Origin of the sequence: Ruminococcus sp. AF20-12LB, assembly GCF_003478985.1 — a bacterium.
Lineage (GTDB): Bacteria > Bacillota > Clostridia > Lachnospirales > Lachnospiraceae > Blautia_A.
This window is the reverse complement of the sequence record NZ_QUGH01000004.1, coordinates 158149-175084: the sequence shown is the minus strand read 5'-3', so window position 1 is coordinate 175084 and position 16936 is coordinate 158149. Positions and strand designations below refer to the sequence as shown.

Below are 16936 nucleotides of genomic sequence, written 5' to 3'. Positions count from 1 at the left end.
GGAGGGGAGCTGATTCTTGGACGGTGGAAAGCTGCGTTGTTTTTCAAAAGTCCGCTGTCTGAGCGGCAGCAGGCCGCGAGTTCGGACTTTTTAAAAACGCTTTTAGCAGATTTCCGGCGTCCTAGAAGCCAGCCCCCGACGAAGCCGCAGACCAGACAGCATCCCCTTCCGCGGCGTCCCTCCGCACAAAAAAAGGAGACACCCCACTTCAGTGTCTCCCCTCCGGAATCGTATACTCATTCCTTATATATATTTCCGTAAAAATCTTCTCCCTCTCCGGCTTTTCCCCGTTAAACAGCAGCCGGAACAAAATCATCACCGGCTCATACCCCTGTATCCTGGCATCCTGCCCGATCAGAAAATGAATAAATCCTTCCCTCATCAGCTCATAATTCCGCCCCATAAAATCATTGGCAACCATCTTCACCTGGCCAGCTTTTCCCTCTCCTGCAATCGCCTCGCACACCCCCTCCTCACCATGAGAAGTAAGATATATCCCGTCAAGATCCGGAACCTCCTTAAATATCCCTTCCGTAATCTCCCTGGCCCGGCCATTCTCCTCAAAGCAATACTCCGGCCCAATGATCTCAATCCCTGGATACTTACGCACCATTTCCTCACGGAATCCAGTCACTCTGCTGCTCAGAGAAGTATTGGTGCTATAGCCGGAAATCACAGCAACCTTTCCTTTTCCACCGGTCAGTTCCCCCATAAGCCCCGCAGCCGCACGGCCACACTGCACACCGTTCTGCCCTACAAAGCAAAGCCTTTTCGTATCCTCCACATCTGAAGTAAACGTCACCACCGGGATCCGAAATTCCTCCACAAACCGGTCAATTTCCCTTTTCACACTTTCCTCATCCAAAGGAACCATTGCAATACCACTAACCTCTTCCATCCGCATCTTCTCCATGGCACGAATAACATCCTCAGCATTCTGATGCTCGATCTTATGGACCAGGACCGTACCACCAAGATTATCCACCTCAGCGCACGCCTCTTGGATTCCCTTCAGAACCTCCTTCATAAAAGGGGTTTCCGCACCCTGCAGGATCACGCCGATCTTAATATTATTTCTGCTCATGGATAGAGCACGGCCCAGTTGATTCGGCTTATACCCCATCTCATCAGCGATGGCACGGATCCTCTCAGCAACCTCCGGCCGGATCCTGCCCCTGTTATTTAACGCTCTGTCAACAGTACCTCTGGAAACACCGGCAGCTTCCGCAATCTGCCTTATAGTAACTCCCATACCAAGCACCTCTTTCTATGATAATCCGGATTCTTTTCTGTATTCCGCAGGACTTAAGCCCGTAAACTTCTTAAATGTCTTGGAAAAATAATGATAATCTCCAAAACCGGAACGCAATGCCACATCCTTAACTTTACAGTTTGTTTCTGAAAGAAGCTTCTTTGCACAGTCGATTCGAAGTTCCTGCACATAATTGGAAAAACCGATCTTCATCTCCTGTTTGAAAAGATAACTGAGATAAGCAGGATTCACCTCCGCCGCATCTGCTGCATCCTGAAGGCTGATCGGCGCTTCATAATGTTCCCGGATAAACTCCAGTGCTTTTTTCACAGCAGCAGAGATCCCCTCCGGAACAGCATCCTCTTCCCCCACAAAAAGCTGTGAAATACAGGCACTGCCCTTTTCCCTGAATTTCTCAAAACTTTCGATATCTCCATACCAAATGGGCTCTTTCTCAATTCCGGCTGTCTGATTCAATTTCTTAAGCCACTGTACCAGAAGTCTTCCATCGGTATAGCGGTCCTGACAGTCAGCGAGAACCTGTGTCCAGAGTTCCTCCGTTTTCTTTCGGTCTTTCCCTGCCTTCAGCGTGGAAATCTGCCCTTCCAGCTTCTCAGCACTTTCCGGCAAAACACTGTCCGCTTTCTTCCGTCCTTCAAAATAAAGGATCTCTTTTTTCTCATAAAAATGAAGTTTCATCATTTCTCTGGCCTGCTGATAAGCCTGACGGATCCCATCTTCTCCCATGCAGACACTGCTGACGCTGATGCCGAAATCCCAGAGTTCCTCCTGGCAGTGTCTGTAACAGATTGCAGCAGACTCTGTCAGTCTCTGCTGCATGGCCGATGTCCTGCAATCTCCGGAAAGATCAAGAAAGCAGCAAAAGATTCCTGCGCCAAGATAGATCACTTCCGTAAATTCACTTTCTGTCCCAAGAAGCTCCTCCGTACGTTCCAGCAATCTGTGGCGAAAATGATGGGAGTACTGTTCTACTTCCAGCGGCGTCCACTGCCTTTCACGCTCCGCCCATTTCTCCATAAACATACAGATCACAGCACTGTTAAAATATTTCCCGGCGATTCCGGCTTCCACACGCTTTTCCTCACGTGCCTGATTTTTCAGCATTCCCGAGATCAGTCCGTTAAAAAAATAATACTTCAGAGCGTGACTTCCCAGATGGATCAGCTTTCTCGTCCGGGCCTGTTCCTGGCTTTTTTTTCTGCGGTTCTCGATCAGTCGGGCTGATTTTTCCAGAGTGTCATAAAGACTGTCCTCATCCAGACTGTTCTTTAATACATATTCATCCGCCCCAAGACGCATGGCTTCTTTTACATATTCAAAATCATCGTGACAGCTGAGCACGATAATATAGATATCTCTGTTTTCCTCACGGATCTTTCTGATCAGCTCAATTCCATCCATCACAGGCATGGTAAGATCCGTCACAAGAACATCGATTTTTTCTTTCTGAAGAAATCCATAAGCTTCCTCCCCGTCTTCTGCATCATCCACGATCTCATATCCTGCTTTTTCCCAGGAATCCAAGGTTTTGAGATAGCTCCTTACAAGAAAATCATCATCTGCCACCAGTGTTCTGTACATTAATTTTTTCTCCCTTCTTCAGGCATATCATAGATCGCAGGCAGAAATACCGTGACCTCCGTACCGTTTCCACTGCTTGCGTATTCCATTCCTCCCTGTGTCCCGTAATAAAGCTCCAGGCGTTCTTTTACATTTGGAACCCCCACTGCGGAAAGTCCATTTGTTTTTTTTGCATGGCTGTTAAAAAGATCTCGGATCTGCTCTTTTGTCATTCCTCTGCCGTTATCCTTTACTATGAGGATCAGCTTTCCTTCACTTACGTTTCCGCTGATCCAGATCTTTCCTGTTTGCCGCTTGATGTCGATCCCATGAAGAAGAGCATTCTCCACAAGCGGCTGAAGGATCAGTCTCGGAATATAGCACCGGTATGCATCCTCAGAGATCTCATATTCCACCTGAAAGCTTCCCTGATAGCGAAAATCCTGCAGATGGATGTAATTTTTCAGTATATGGATCTCATCGGCAACAGAAAGGAAGCTTCCCTTTTTGTTGATGCTGGCCTGCAAAAGCTCCACAAAATCTCCGATGAGCCCTGCCAGCTCTTTTTCCCCTTTCAGAAATGCAGCAAATTTAATGGAGTTCAATGTATTATACATAAAATGCGGTGTGATCTGATACTGCAGTGCTTCCAGTTCTGCGTCTTTTTTCTGCTGTTCCTCTTCGATCACCTGGGCGATCAGAGCTTCGATATAATCCAGCATGTGGTTGAATTCTTTTCCGAGGGTTCCGATCTCATCAGCAGTAGTCACTTCTGTACGGAGACTCAGATCTCCTTCACCAACCTTCTCAACAGTGCCAGTCATGGATCTGAGCGGGCCGCAGACTACTCTGGAGAGCCACAGTGCCAGCAGCACAGCTGCCACAAAAACTGCACCAAATATTCCGATCAGAAAGAGCCGCATCCCGGAAAGTCCGCTTAAAACTTCTTTTTTCGGTACTTCCAGATATAAGCCGCAATCTGAAAAGCTGCCTCTGCTGAAAAAAGAGATCACACCGTTTTTTTCTGCATAGCCTTCCATATTTGGAACATCATGATCCGTAATCTCCGGAAATGTTTTTCCAATGTCACTGTAGTCTCCGGATGTCACGATTTCATCATTTCTGTCTACCAGAACTATTCTGGTGATCTTTTCATCATTGACAGCTTCCAGATATTCGTAATAAATTGCCCGTTCCCTGATATCTGCGACAACATAACCCAGGATCTCTCCGTTATCATCCTCTACCTTCTGGAGCACAGAAAGAAAGCTGCTGCCTTCATGGATCGGAGATTCCACAAGAACCGGAAAGGAATCCAATTCCTGTATTTTTTCCAATTCCTCGATATGTCCTTCTGAAATTCCCTGCTTGTTTACCGGAAATTCCTCAGAAGTCACAGCCATTTTTTTGTCCGGAAAGACAAAGTAAAGGGAGTTGATATCTTTATATTCCCGACTGTGTTCCCGGAGAAGCCCGGCCATTTTTTCCAGGCTGTTTTCATTTCCGGTACGGCTGTAGTCCTTCGCATTATTCCGTATATCTGTATCCCAGGCAGTTCTCGTATTCACATAATAAATCTCTTTCAGGGATTCGTCCAGATTTTTTATGGTCTGCTGCATCCGTCCGTACAGGATACCTGAATAATTTTCTTCGATCATCCCTGCTGCCCGAAAATAAAATACCACCGTAAGAGAACAGGCAGTAAACATGGTTACTGCCAGGATCGCCAGTAATATCTTTGCCCGGATACTTTTTAACATAGAACTCCTCCCTTCCGTAAAGCGGATATACGCCTCCCTCTATGCTATATGCCCATAAACGCAGGAAACAGCAGGAGCATCCTACCCCTGCCTGATTTCCTGTTTGCGGTTGAATATATGTTTTACAATAAAATATTTATAACTGTCCGTGTGCCTCGCGCTCGGTAAGCTCCTGCATGATCGCCGGATACATTTTGTCAAGCTTATATCCGAAAAGCGTTACAATGATCACTGCTGCAATGAGGATCGGCCCAAATTTATAAAGAGAAACGATCATCTCCAGTGCTGTTTCCGGCTGTGCAGTTATTCCCGCAGATGAGCTTACATATCCGGAACTGCTTAAAAGACCTGTGATCACTGCGGAGGCAAGACCTGCGCCAACTTTTGTTCCGATGGAACCGCCTGCAAAGATCAGGCTTTCCTGACGGATATGGTTTTTCCACTGTCCGAACTCTACTACATCACCAACCATACTGAATACAACTGCGTTCAGTGGAGCAAGTCCGATGGCACGTGTGACACAGCTCATAACCATGAAACTGAAGCTGTATGGATTCAGGAAAAACAGAAGCTGTCCGCCAAGTGCAACAAATCCGCCGACAAATGCGATATTTCTTTTTCCGAATTTCTTGATCAACGGTGAGCAGATAAAGATTCCCGCTACCAGAACCAATGTTTCTGTAAGGAACAGTGCGCTGTACATCCATGTGTCATTGTTAAAAATATATTTGCAGTAGTACGGAAGAATGGTTCCTGTGATCGTAAAGGATACACTCTGTACTGTCCACAGAAGCATTACTGCCCAGAAATACTGATTTGTAAAAAGCGCCTTCAGCATTGTCAGAATCGGAAGCTTCTCATCTTTCTTTCTTGCTTCGATCTGAACCTTCTCCTCACATTTGAAGAAGCAGAGAAGCAGAAGTGCAAGTGCAAGCACTGCCCATACACTCATAACCTTGATCCATGCAGCCTGGTCATTCCCCATAACCTTAACAAGCGGCAGTGTACAGGTTGCTGCAACGATCTTTCCGAGAGGTGACAGTCCCATTCTCAATACACTGAGTTTATCTCTTTCTGATGATTCACGGATCATCATTGAAGAAAGACTTCCATATGGAAGATTGATCGCTGTATAGCATATGGTCGTACAAAAGTTATAGGTTACAAAGAGATACAGAAACTGAAGCATCCCTGTTGTACGCGGCACTGTGAAAAGCAGTACTGCTGACAGCGCAAACGGAATGCTCATCCACAGAAGCCAGGGTCTTGATTTTCCCCATTTGGAATTGGTCCTCTCTACAATGACACCCATGACCAGATCGGAAAATCCATCAAAGCATCTGGAAAGTAACATTACCAGTCCTACTGTTGCTGCGCTTATCCCCACATAATCTGTGTAAAACAGCGTCAGCAGTGTTCCGATCATTCCGAACACGATATTACACCCTACATCTCCTCCAGCATAACACAGCCCTGTTGATACCGAAAGTTTTTTCTTCTCCATCTTATTATCCCGCCCTTTCATTTCTTTTCGTTTTTTTATTTTCGCTTTCCTTTTGATGATTCTATTTTATCGAAAATACGGGATTATCAAAGTATGAGAAATTTTAGTTTTTTCGGTATTATTTTTACCTGACTGTTAAATCTGTACCAAAGTTTTTCTGATTCTGATATCTCTACATCCTTCTTTTGTCCTATTTTTATGTTTTGTGTTTTATTTTTGGATGGAAACCTGCTTGTATCAGGGATGAGAATGTCTGTTATCCTTCATATATGTATCAATATTTTCTTCGGTAAGCACCTGGGAATCCAGAATCTCATCTTCTCCTGTTCCCTCTCCCTCCAAATCCTTCACAATATACCGGATGGTTTCGTAACCGATCTGATAGCCGGACTGCGCACCAAGCGCCACGATGCGCCCATCCTGAACCGCTTTCAAGGCATCTTCCTGAGCATCTACGGAAACAATGGAAATCTCCCGTCCTTCAGTTGCCTCTGAAAGCCCCAGAGCCGTCACTGCACTTGTGGTCATGATTCCGTTAAGATCCGGATACTTCCCCAGGATCTCATCCACATCCTTCTGGGAAACCCGCATATTACTGTATCCGCTCCGAACCATCTCAATGGTGATCCCAGGTTCTTTTTCCATATATTTTTCAAAACCGGTAACACGCATCCGGTGACCCGCCTGTTTAAAATCACCTGCGATCACACCGATCTTTCCTTTGTGATCAAGCGTCTTTGCAAGCTGCTCACCCAGCTCATAACCCAGCTTTTCATTGTCAATACCAATATAAGGGATTTCTGAATCCTCTATGGGAGTATCACAGGCATATACAGAAATCCCCTTTTCTCTTGCAAAATTTAAATAATCTTCGCATTCATAGGAATCTATAGGAGAAACTGCTATCGCCTGGATATCGGTTTTCAGAAGATCCCGGATCATATTTTTCTGAACCTCTTCTTCTGTTTCGGAATCCGGGGACAGAATCACCACATCTGCATGATATTTTTCTGCCGCATCTTTCATTCCGTCACAGACAGACAACCAATATTCACTGCTTTTAGATTTTGTAACAACACCGATCGTTACCTGCTCTTCTTCTGTTTTCTTTGCAGAAGACCCGCATCCGGAAAGGCTGCAAAATCCTATGACTGCCGCCAGAATACAGATATATTTTTTTCTCACGAAGGATATGCCTCCTTTTCTTTTGCTGCTGTATTTGCCACGGGAAAAAAGACTCCGGAGCCTTTTTCTCCGGTCCGGAGTCTTTTCTTATCTGGCAACGCAAGGTTTGCATTTGCATTTTACCAGAGTTTTCTGTAGATTTCTTTTACTTCTTCTTCTGTTACATCACGCATGGTATTCTGAGGACTTCCACTGTCCATAGCATCATGTGCCATTTTGTCGATAACGTTGAAGAACTCTTCTTTATTGATACCGAACTGTTCCAGAGTCGGAGTATCCAGCTCATTTACAAGTGCCTCTACTGCTTTCAGGAATTTCTCGGCTGCTTCCTGATCAGAATCAGATGCATCTGCCACACCGATATCACGTCCCAGAGCTCCGAATCTGTCGTATGCTCCAGGAAGTGCAAAGGTAAGGCACTCTTTCAGAAGCATAGCATTGGAAAGTCCATGTGCTACATGGAACAATGCTCCGATCGGACGGCTCATTCCGTGGATAATGGTAACAGATGCGTTGTTGAATGCGATTCCTGCCTCAAGAGCAGCTACAGACATCTGTACACGGGCTTCTTCATTCTTTCCGTCTTTGTATGCAACCGGAAGATATTTAAAGATTCTCTTTACTGCAGATACTGCAAAAGTATCGGAAAGTGTCTGTGCTTTTCTGGATGTATAAGCTTCCACACAGTGACAAAGTGCATCAAGACCTGTTGCTGCTGTGATCTTTGGAGGTGCAGTCATAGTAAACTGCGGGTCGATAATTGCAAGATCCGGCATGAGAACTTTGCCTTTAAGAAGCATCTTGATGTCTTTTTTGGTATCAGTGATAATCGTAAACTGTGTTGCCTCAGATCCCGTTCCTGCTGTGGTAGGGATCGCTGCCATCGGCGGCATCTTTACATCGATCACTTTTCCCATATAGTCGGAAATGCTTCCACCATTTACTACCAATGAGCCGATGGCTTTCATAGAGTCAATGGGACTTCCGCCTCCCAGAGCTACCAGGAAGTCACAATTCTCATCTTTATAGATCTGTAAGCCTTTTTCGATCATGGTATCTGTCGGCTCACCGCAGATGTCAGAATAAATGCTGTATGCAATGCCCTGATTTGTCAGCGCCTTCTCAACTTTTGCACAATTTCCCAGGTCGATCATTACTTTATCGGTTACGATCAGAGCTTTTTTACCAAGGAGTTTCAGTGCGTCTTCTGCCATGTCCAGTGCTCCGGAACCGGAAATAATTTCTCCAGGTACAATAAATTCTCTTGCCATTGTCAAAATCTCCCTTCAGTCAGTACAATTTTTTTCATAATAGCAGCAGGTCTACTGCCTGCTATTTACAACCCAGTATCAGTATCTCCGCATCCTTAAAACTCGGCGTCATGAAGCCAGGTATATCTCTCATCCTCGCAACGGTCTGTCTGCAGCCACGGATTTCCGTCAATGTGGCGGATCATCCAGCATGTATACATCTGATATCCAGGTGCAACTGCCTGCGGATGAAGCTCTCCTCCTGGAATTGCGGAAAAACTCTCATCTGTGCTCTTAAATACCTGGTCACCGACAAAGCTTGCTCCGAATCCCTCCGGATGATCAAATTTGAAGAAGTATGTCTCAGGCTGCGGATGTCTGTGCGGCAGGTATCCGGACCAGTTTCCTCTGTCATTGAGAACCTCACCAAGTACCATATTGGATTCCGGTGAAATGTCGTGATCAAAAATCGTATTTACTCTTCTCTTTGCCACGTTTCCGAATTTTCCTACGCTGGAATATCCCCATGGAGCGTCTTCCGGTTTGTAAAGCCTTGCGCCGAAATCTTTCTCATTCTTTGTGCACTGGACAAGGATCTGTGACTCCGCATTTGCCACAACTGCGATCTCAGTTCCTGTACATCCATGAACGCACCAAGGTCCCTCTGTGAACACATCTTTTCTGGTTGCTGCTGCTTCGTTTCCGTTCCATTTATAGGTGATATTTCCGGAGAGGAGGAGAACTGCTGTCTCCTCACCCTCTCTTAAAAATGTTCTTGTCTCCCCTGCCTTCATACGGTAAACACGGATGTCCATCATCATGGCCTTGTACTCATTATCGTATGTTGTAAGAATCTTTTCACCTTTTTCGTCATATTCAGGATAACCAAATACTTTACTCATTTTCTTACCTCCCAGATTAGTACAGTCTTGCCTCTTCACGGCCTTTCATAACTCCCTCGCAGGCCTTTCTTACACTTTCTTTCTCAGATGTTGTTGCGATTCCTACATCCCACCAGGACTCATATCCGTCTGTCATGGTCTTCGGGATAACCTTCAGATCAAAGAGGCATGCAATCTCCTGCTTTTTGGCATCTTCCAGAGCATCTACCAGTTCCTGGATAGTGCGGCAAGTATAAGTCTTCAGACCATAGCCTTCGCCAATCTTTGCATAATCTACAGGGATCAGATCTCCGGTCGGTTTCTTGCCGTCTGTATAACGGAACTCCGTTGCAAGGCTTCCGATTCCGTGATTCATCTCAAGGTTGTTGATGCAGCCAAATCCGCAGTTATCAAATACCATGATATTGACTTTCTGTCTCTCCTGCATGATAGTCATGATCTCACTGTGGAGCATCTGGAAGCTGGAGTCTCCAACTACACAATATACTTCGTTATCCGGCTCTGCAAATTTCACACCAAGGGTAGCGGCAACCTCATATCCCATACAGGAATATCCGTACTCTGCGTGATATCCGCCACGTTTGTCTGTTCTCCACATACGCTGCATACAGCTTGGAAGGGAACCGCCTGCTGTGATGATGGTTGCATCTTTGTCGATAGTTCTGTTGATCGCTGCAAGTGCTGCTGTCTGTGTGATCTTTCCGTTTGTAAGCTTTACATATTCCGGGATTGTACGAGGATCTCTTGCCTTGATCAGCGGCTCAAAATCATCTCCTGTGTACTCAATACTTCCAAGGCGCTCCATTTCTTTATCCCATACAGCTTTTGCTTTCTCGATCTCATCTGTATATGCAGATTTATATCCTCTTGCACGAAGCTTCTCCGCAAGTGCTTCTACGGTAGCTTTTGCATCGCCCACAGCTTTTACTGCATCCATCTTGTATGCGTGGAATCTGCAGTTGTTGATGCTTACAAACTGAACATCCTCGTTCTGGAACAGATGCTTGGAGCTTGTTGTAAAGTCAGACATTCTTGAACCGATAGAAATTACCACGTCTGCGTCTTTACCGATGATGTTGGAAGCATAGGTTCCTGTTACACCGATACCGCCAAGGCAGTATGGATTGCCGGACTGGCAGGCACTCTTTCCGGCCTGTGTCTCACCGAATGGGATCTTGAATTCCTCGCAGAATTTCTCAACAGCTTCTCCAGCTTCTGAGTAACGGACACCACCACCAACAACGATAAGCGGCTTCTTTGCTCCTGCGATGATCTCTGCCACATCCTCAAGCTCTTCCTCTACTGCAACCGGTCTTGTGATCCTGTGTACTCTCTTCTTGAAGAAGTACTCCGGGAAGTCAAAGGACTCACCCTCAACATCCTGACAAAGTGCGATGCAGCATGCACCTGTTTCAGCCGGATCTGTAAGAACTCTCATTGCGTTGATCAGAGCTGTCATAACCATCTCCGGTCTTGTGATTCTGTCCCAGTATTTGCAGACCGGTTTGAATGCATCGTTCGTACTGATGGCAAGGCTGCTGCTCTGCTCCAGCTGCTGGAGAACCGGGTCAGGCTGGCGGGATGCAAAAGTATCTGCCGGGAATACAAGAAGCGGAATGTTGTTTACAGTTGCTGTTGCACATGCTGTTACCATGTTTGCAGCTCCAGGTCCGATGGAGGAAGCGCATGCAATGATTTTTTTGCGGTTGCTCTGTTTTGCAAAAGCGGTAGCAACGTGGCACATACCCTGCTCATTTCTTCCCTGAAGAACCTTCAGCTGTCCCGGATTTGTATCCAGCGCCTCGCCAAGTCCTACAGCAATACCGTGTCCGAAGATCGTGAAAAATCCTTCTACAAATTTTGTCTCCACTCCGTCCATGGAAACATACTGATTATCCAGGAATTTTACAATTGCCTGTGCAGTTGTCATTCTTACTGTCTTTGCCATTTTTTCCACTCCTTTTCTTTATACTCTTGCGATCATTTCGCCGAATTTTTCTTTTTCATCTTTAATAAATGCATGAACCTCATCCGGTCCCGGAAGGGAATCAGAACAGTTGTTGCTCTTAACCATCATGGATGCCTCTGCAGAACCGAACTCCAGACAATCGATGATCTCCCAGCCCTGATACAGTCCATACAGGAATCCGGAGCCGTATCCGTCGCCGCCGCCGAAGCCTTTTCTTGCCTCAACCGGAAATGGCTTGATACTGAACTTCTGTCCGTCAACTGTGTAGGCTGTGGAACCCTTCATACCGTGTTTGATGACAACGATCTTTGCATTTTTTGCCTGCCAGTAAGCTGCGCTCTCCTCATCAGTCATACCTTCTTTGATCAGCTTCTCTGTAAGGTCAAACTCTTCTCTGGAGCCCATGATGATGTCAGCTTCCTTAGCTACGATGGAATAGTAGATGGAAATCTCATCTGCATTCTTCCAGTTGTACTCTCTGTAATCAATATCAAAAATGATTTTTGTATTTACTTTCTTAGCAAGCATAACCGCTTTGATCGCTGCTTCTCTGGAAGGGCTCTCTGCAAGAGCAGTTCCGGAAATGAGGATTGCTTTTGCATTTTTGATATAATCCTCGTGGATGTCGTCTACATGAAGCTGCAGATCTGCGATACGGTTACGATACATGAGGATACTGCTTTCCTTTGGAGAAAGCATCTCGGTAAAGGTAAGTCCCAGCTTCTCTCCGTTTGTACATTTGGTGATCTGTGAGGTATCGATTCCTCTCTCATCAAAATAATCCACAACATACTCACCGAACTGATCATCAGAAACCTTTCCGATGAATCCTGCTTTCAGACCATGTTTGGTGACACCTACAGCAATGTTTGCAGGAGATCCTCCTACAAATTTCTCAAACATATGTACCTTCTTCAGGGGTTTGAACTCCTCCTTCACCTGATCGTTGTAAGCAGGATTGAAATCAATGGCAACTCTTCCAAGGAGCACCAGGTCCATTGGTCTGGATTCATCAAATTCGATATACTTCATGATCTTACCTCCGTTTGTTTGATGGTTTATTTTTTACTTCTTTTTTTGTGTGCTTTTTTGTTTTGCGTGCTTTTCTTTTATTCAGCGTGCTTTATTGCGTGTTTCTTATGATGTTAATATAGCACTGTTTTACAGTTTGGGCAAGTGCTTCTTTTCATTTTTCTTTTTTTCAGTTATTCTATACAATTTTTGTAGTTTTATTTTGTTCAAAGTAGCTATTATCTACATGTGCATTTGCGTGTTGATATTTTCGGCACGCTATTAGCACGCAATCAAATGTATCCAGACAGTTGTTTTCTCGGAATCTATATTTCATATCGTAGTATCTTACAGATTTCCTGTAATATAAAAAAGCCTGCAGTTTTCATCCTGCAGACTATTTTATATGATACTTTGCACAATACATGTTCAAAGGTTATATTTCGTTTTGATCTTGATATCTGTAAAGAGATATTCTCTCTCCGGCTCCTGTCCTTTTGTCAGGATATCCGCCAGAATCCTTGGCGGTTCATATCCCTGGACATATCCATTCTGGTCGATCAGAAAATCCACATGATCATTCTTCAGTGCCCGTTCATTCTTCGGAGTCTGATCATAGATCACAACGTAGGGCCTGCGGTCAAGTCTCAGTTTTTCAAATGCCTTTCCCACTCCTTCCTGGCCTCCTGATACCACCAGGATCCCGCTGATCCCCGAAGTATTCATCATGGCATTTTCTATAATGTGCTCCACCTCAGCTGCTTCATCAAAGCTTCCGTGAACACCTGCGATCTCCAGATGAGGAAAAGCCCGCTTGGCTTCCTCCACAAAGCCATCCACCCGCTGATTATCAACATGATTGCTGAAATATCCGGTGATGATCAGGATCTTTCCGATTCCTCTTGTCAGCATTCCAAGAAGTCCTGCCGCAGTACGTCCGCTCTTGCGGTTATCCATTCCCACAAAACAGGTTCTTCTCGTTCCTACAATATCAGAATTAAAGGTTACCACTGGGATATTCTTCTCTTCGATCAAAGCATTCAATTTCTCCCGGACAGCCTCACTGTCCACAGGCATGACCGCAAGTCCCCTGATTCCTTCCTGTTCCAGTTCTTCAATGGCCTGCAGCTGTTCCTCTTCATCAACAGAAAGACCCTCTTTCAGAATCAGCTGGATCCCTTTTTCTTTTAGTTCCAGGGCCGCCTTCACAATACCACGGTTTACTTCCTGCATAAAAGAAGATCTGGCAAGCTGTGTCACCACTCCGATCTTCAGTCTTTCATCTTTAGCTGTTCTGGAATGTTTCCGTTCTTTCTGTACATATCCCATCTCGTCCGCCAGACGGCAGATTCTCTCTGCCACCTCCGGATTGATCCGTCCTCTGTGGTTCAATGCTCTGTCCACGGTTCCCCTGGAAACCCCTGCCTGTTCGGCAATCTGCTGTATTGTTACCGCCATAAATCCTTCTCCTGCCTCTGCCTTACTGTATCAATGCCAACTGTTCTGTTCGGCAATAATCTTTCTATATACATTTATATAGTTTTTTCGAAAAGGTGTCAATATGTAAGTGCATTATACGCGGCCCCTCCGATCTTATCCCCGAACAGCCATATGATATGCTTCTTTATAGGAAATCCCTGTTTTTTCACAGAGTTTTTTTACACTTTCGTATTCCGGATAAAAATATTCCTGTCCGTCAAAAGTGCAGACCTTCACTTCTACCTTCCCAAGCGGAGTTGTAACCGCTCTTTTCTCTCTTTTCAGAATGGTTCTCCCCATCTCCTGGCGACGGATCCCAATGGTTGTTGTTTCTCTGAAAATGATCTGCTCCATCACTGAAACCTGTTCTTCTTTACATAGAACGGTAAGCAGCCATGCCGGACGGTTTTTCTTCATAAATACAGGCATGTAATTGGCCTCCCTGGCTCCTGCCTCATACAGAAGCTCCATAACATAGCCAAGCGTTTCTCCTGTACAGTCATCAATGTTGGATTCCAGCTTTATAATGGTATCTGTTTCCGTACAAGTATCATTGCCTGAAGCCTCCTCCCCGGATCCCCGGATCAGCATGGCACGGAGAATTCCCGGGCACTCATACTGGCGCTTGCCTGCTCCGATACCGATCTTCCTCACCGTGAAATCTTCAGGCAGTTTTTCTGATGTAAGGAATGCCGCCACAATGGCTGCTCCGGTAGGCGTTATCAGTTCACCCTGCACCGATGTGATATGCAGCTTCAGCTGATGAGCACTTACAATATTACTTACCGCCGGTACCGGTACCGGAAGGATTCCGTGCTGACAGCGAATCGTTCCGCTACCCTCACAAAGTCTTGGAACGATCACTTCCTCCACATCCAGATCATCCATACAGATCGCAACTGAAAGAATATCCACAATGGAATCCACTGCACCCACTTCATGGAAATGGATCTGATTCACCGGTACATTATGGGCTTTTGCTTCTGCCTCGGCAAGAATCTTAAAAATCCTTTTTCCATAGGATTTTGCACGATCTGTCATATCTGTGTGGTCGATAATCTCCATGATCTCGTTAAGGCCACGGTGCTCGTGATGATGGTGTCCATGCCGGGAACCCCCATGATCATGATGATGTTTTTCATGATTATGACCGTGAAAATCCCCATCATCTCCATGCAGATATTTCATATCATGATCATGATTCTCGTGATCATGATCCAGCAGTACATCAAAATCACAGGCATCGATCCCTGATTTCATCACACGGCTGATCTTTATGTCGAAACCTTTTACCGGCAGACTTTTAAGAGTTCTCACCAGTTTTTTCTGATCTGCACCCAGATCCAAAAGGGCCGCAACTGTCATATCCCCGCTGATCCCAGAGGTACACTCCAGATATAATTTGTTTCTCATTTATTTCCCCTCCGCAAGCCGATTGATCTGGGTTGCCAGATATCCTGCCCCAAATCCGTTGTCAATATTTACTACTGCAATTCCGTTGGCACAGGAATTGATCATTGTCAGAAGCGCTGACAATCCATGAAAGCTGGCGCCATATCCCACAGAAGTAGGTACCGCGATCACCGGACGTTTCACAAGACCACCCATAACACTTGCCAGTGCACCCTCCATTCCTGCTACTGCAACCACGCAGTTAGCCTCCTGGATGGTATCCAGTCTGGAAAAGAGTCTGTGCATACCACTAACTCCCACATCATAGATCCTCTCCACATGTGTGCCGAAATACTCTGCTGTCTGGGCAGCCTCCTCCGCAACAGAAATATCTGCTGTTCCGGCTGTACACACTGCCACTTTTCCGATATGCTCCTTCTCTTTTTCAATCTTCAAAATTCCGGAAATCGGATCGTAGACCACATTGGGAAGAACCTTTTTTACCAGTTCATACTGATATTCTGACGCCCTTGTTCCAAAGACTTCTCCATCTTCCTCATAAAGCTTCTGATAGATATTCAAAAGGTGTTCGTCTGCTTTTCTCGCACAGTAAACTACCTCTGCAAAACCGGTCCTCGCTTTTCGGGTAGTATCCAGTTTCGCATAATCCATTTCCTCATATCCCTCTTTTTTCAGAAGGCCCTCTGCATGCTCCACAGAGAGCTGGCCATTTTTTACCTCTTCAAGAATCTGCTGTAAAGTCATCTTTTTGCCTCCCTGTTTTCTATAATAGAATAACACAATAGCCAGACATTTGCCTGCACTTTTGCAAATAGTCTGGCTATCCGCCATTCGGACCTTTTACTGTCCGGTTTTTTATTTATGCAGCTACTTTGGCCGCCTTCTGTTCTTTATCTGATCATCTCTGCATATTTGGCCGAGATCTCATCAATATCTCCATATGCGATCAATTTTCCTTTTTCAAGTATCATTGCTTTATTGCACAGGCGCTGTACCTGTTCCAAAGAATGGGATACAAACAGTACCGTAACGCCCTTATCAAACATACTTAAGACTTTCTTTTCACTCTTTTTCCGGAATTTGGCATCTCCTACAGAAAGGACTTCATCAAGGATCAGGATATCCGGTGATACCAGTGTGGCAATGGAGAATCCAAGCCTTGCCTTCATACCGGAAGAATAATTCTTAATAGGGACATCGATAAATTCTTTCAGCTCAGAAAACTCAACGATCTCATCAAATTTCGATTCCAGAAACTTCTTGGAATATCCGAGCATCGCACCATACAGAAAAATATTCTCACGTCCTGTATACTGCGAATCAAAACCGGCTCCCAGTTCCAGAAGAGGGACCAGACGTCCGTTTCGGACCACCTTGCCTTCAGTAGGCTTGAATACACCGGCAATTACTTTGAGCAGAGTACTTTTTCCCGCTCCGTTAAGTCCCAGGATTCCTACACGGTCACCTTTTTTCACCTCAAAATCAACATTCTGAAGAGCCCAGAATTCATTATATTTAATTTCTTTTTTTAAGAATTTAATCACGTAATCCTTCAGGCTGTCTACCTTTTCTTTACTGAGATTAAACTTCATACTTACGTTATCTACAACTACTGCAGGTTTTTCCATAT

General features: G+C 45.2%; 13 protein-coding genes. All 13 read right to left on the bottom strand.

Annotated features, from left to right (window positions below):
* Positions 1-208: 208 nt before the first annotated feature.
* The 13 genes from DWX61_RS06880 to DWX61_RS06820 all read right to left on the bottom strand — a co-directional run bounded on the left by DWX61_RS06880 (position 209) and on the right by DWX61_RS06820 (position 16934).
* Positions 209-1252, bottom strand: coding sequence for a LacI family DNA-binding transcriptional regulator (locus tag DWX61_RS06880; RefSeq protein ID WP_118624445.1), 1044 nt, complete (start codon positions 1250-1252; stop codon positions 209-211).
* Between the two features lie 15 nt (positions 1253-1267).
* The gene (locus DWX61_RS06875; protein ID WP_118624443.1) at positions 1268-2854 is read right to left on the bottom strand and encodes a response regulator transcription factor; all 1587 of its coding nucleotides are present in this window, start codon (positions 2852-2854) and stop codon (positions 1268-1270) included.
* Positions 2854-4593: a cache domain-containing sensor histidine kinase gene (locus tag DWX61_RS06870; RefSeq protein ID WP_118513338.1), complete on the bottom strand. Its 1740-nt coding sequence runs from the start codon at positions 4591-4593 to the stop codon at positions 2854-2856. Before DWX61_RS06870 ends, DWX61_RS06875 begins: the two co-directional genes overlap by 1 nt.
* A gap of 136 nt (positions 4594-4729) precedes the next feature.
* Positions 4730-6097: an MFS transporter gene (locus tag DWX61_RS06865; protein ID WP_243101091.1), complete on the bottom strand. Its 1368-nt coding sequence runs from the start codon at positions 6095-6097 to the stop codon at positions 4730-4732.
* 237 nt (positions 6098-6334) lie between these two features.
* Positions 6335-7282, bottom strand: a complete 948-nt coding sequence (locus DWX61_RS06860; RefSeq protein WP_118513340.1) for a substrate-binding domain-containing protein — start codon at positions 7280-7282, stop codon at positions 6335-6337.
* A gap of 119 nt (positions 7283-7401) precedes the next feature.
* Positions 7402-8553, bottom strand: a complete 1152-nt coding sequence (locus DWX61_RS06855; protein ID WP_118513341.1) for an iron-containing alcohol dehydrogenase — start codon at positions 8551-8553, stop codon at positions 7402-7404.
* Between the two features lie 95 nt (positions 8554-8648).
* Entirely contained in the window at positions 8649-9434 is a 786-nt protein-coding gene (locus DWX61_RS06850) for a 5-deoxy-glucuronate isomerase (protein ID WP_118513342.1), read from the bottom strand.
* 16 nt (positions 9435-9450) lie between these two features.
* Positions 9451-11382, bottom strand: coding sequence for a 3D-(3,5/4)-trihydroxycyclohexane-1,2-dione acylhydrolase (decyclizing) (iolD, locus tag DWX61_RS06845; protein WP_118513343.1), 1932 nt, complete (start codon positions 11380-11382; stop codon positions 9451-9453).
* Between the two features lie 18 nt (positions 11383-11400).
* Positions 11401-12435 (bottom strand): 5-dehydro-2-deoxygluconokinase, encoded by a 1035-nt coding sequence (gene iolC, locus DWX61_RS06840; RefSeq protein WP_015524405.1) that lies wholly within the window; start codon positions 12433-12435, stop codon positions 11401-11403.
* Positions 12436-12843: 408 nt separating this feature from the next.
* A complete protein-coding gene (locus tag DWX61_RS06835; protein WP_118513344.1) occupies positions 12844-13872 on the bottom strand; it encodes a LacI family DNA-binding transcriptional regulator in 1029 nt (342 codons plus the stop codon).
* Positions 13873-14007: 135 nt separating this feature from the next.
* Entirely contained in the window at positions 14008-15306 is a 1299-nt protein-coding gene (larC, locus tag DWX61_RS06830) for a nickel pincer cofactor biosynthesis protein LarC (protein WP_118513345.1), read from the bottom strand.
* Positions 15307-16050: a nickel pincer cofactor biosynthesis protein LarB gene (larB, locus tag DWX61_RS06825; protein ID WP_118513346.1), complete on the bottom strand. Its 744-nt coding sequence runs from the start codon at positions 16048-16050 to the stop codon at positions 15307-15309.
* Positions 16051-16196: 146 nt separating this feature from the next.
* Complete coding sequence (locus tag DWX61_RS06820) at positions 16197-16934, bottom strand: ABC transporter ATP-binding protein (protein WP_092072899.1); 738 nt, start codon at positions 16932-16934, stop codon at positions 16197-16199.
* Positions 16935-16936 lie beyond the last annotated feature (2 nt).

Excerpts from the sequence above, each read along its gene's own strand:
- iolC (WP_015524405.1), bottom strand. The coding sequence starts at position 12,435 with ATGAAGTATATCGAATTTGATGAATCCAGACCAATGGACCTGGTGCTC.
- DWX61_RS06880 (WP_118624445.1), bottom strand. The coding sequence starts at position 1,252 with ATGGGAGTTACTATAAGGCAGATTGCGGAAGCTGCCGGTGTTTCCAGA.
- iolD (WP_118513343.1), bottom strand. The coding sequence starts at position 11,382 with ATGGCAAAGACAGTAAGAATGACAACTGCACAGGCAATTGTAAAATTC.
- DWX61_RS06875 (WP_118624443.1), bottom strand. The coding sequence starts at position 2,854 with ATGTACAGAACACTGGTGGCAGATGATGATTTTCTTGTAAGGAGCTAT.
- larC (WP_118513345.1), bottom strand. The coding sequence starts at position 15,306 with ATGAGAAACAAATTATATCTGGAGTGTACCTCTGGGATCAGCGGGGAT.
- DWX61_RS06820 (WP_092072899.1), bottom strand. The coding sequence starts at position 16,934 with ATGGAAAAACCTGCAGTAGTTGTAGATAACGTAAGTATGAAGTTTAAT.
- DWX61_RS06870 (WP_118513338.1), bottom strand. The coding sequence starts at position 4,593 with ATGTTAAAAAGTATCCGGGCAAAGATATTACTGGCGATCCTGGCAGTA.
- DWX61_RS06835 (WP_118513344.1), bottom strand. The coding sequence starts at position 13,872 with ATGGCGGTAACAATACAGCAGATTGCCGAACAGGCAGGGGTTTCCAGG.
- DWX61_RS06850 (WP_118513342.1), bottom strand. The coding sequence starts at position 9,434 with ATGAGTAAAGTATTTGGTTATCCTGAATATGACGAAAAAGGTGAAAAG.
- larB (WP_118513346.1), bottom strand. The coding sequence starts at position 16,050 with ATGACTTTACAGCAGATTCTTGAAGAGGTAAAAAATGGCCAGCTCTCT.
- DWX61_RS06865 (WP_243101091.1), bottom strand. The coding sequence starts at position 6,097 with ATGGAGAAGAAAAAACTTTCGGTATCAACAGGGCTGTGTTATGCTGGA.
- DWX61_RS06855 (WP_118513341.1), bottom strand. The coding sequence starts at position 8,553 with ATGGCAAGAGAATTTATTGTACCTGGAGAAATTATTTCCGGTTCCGGA.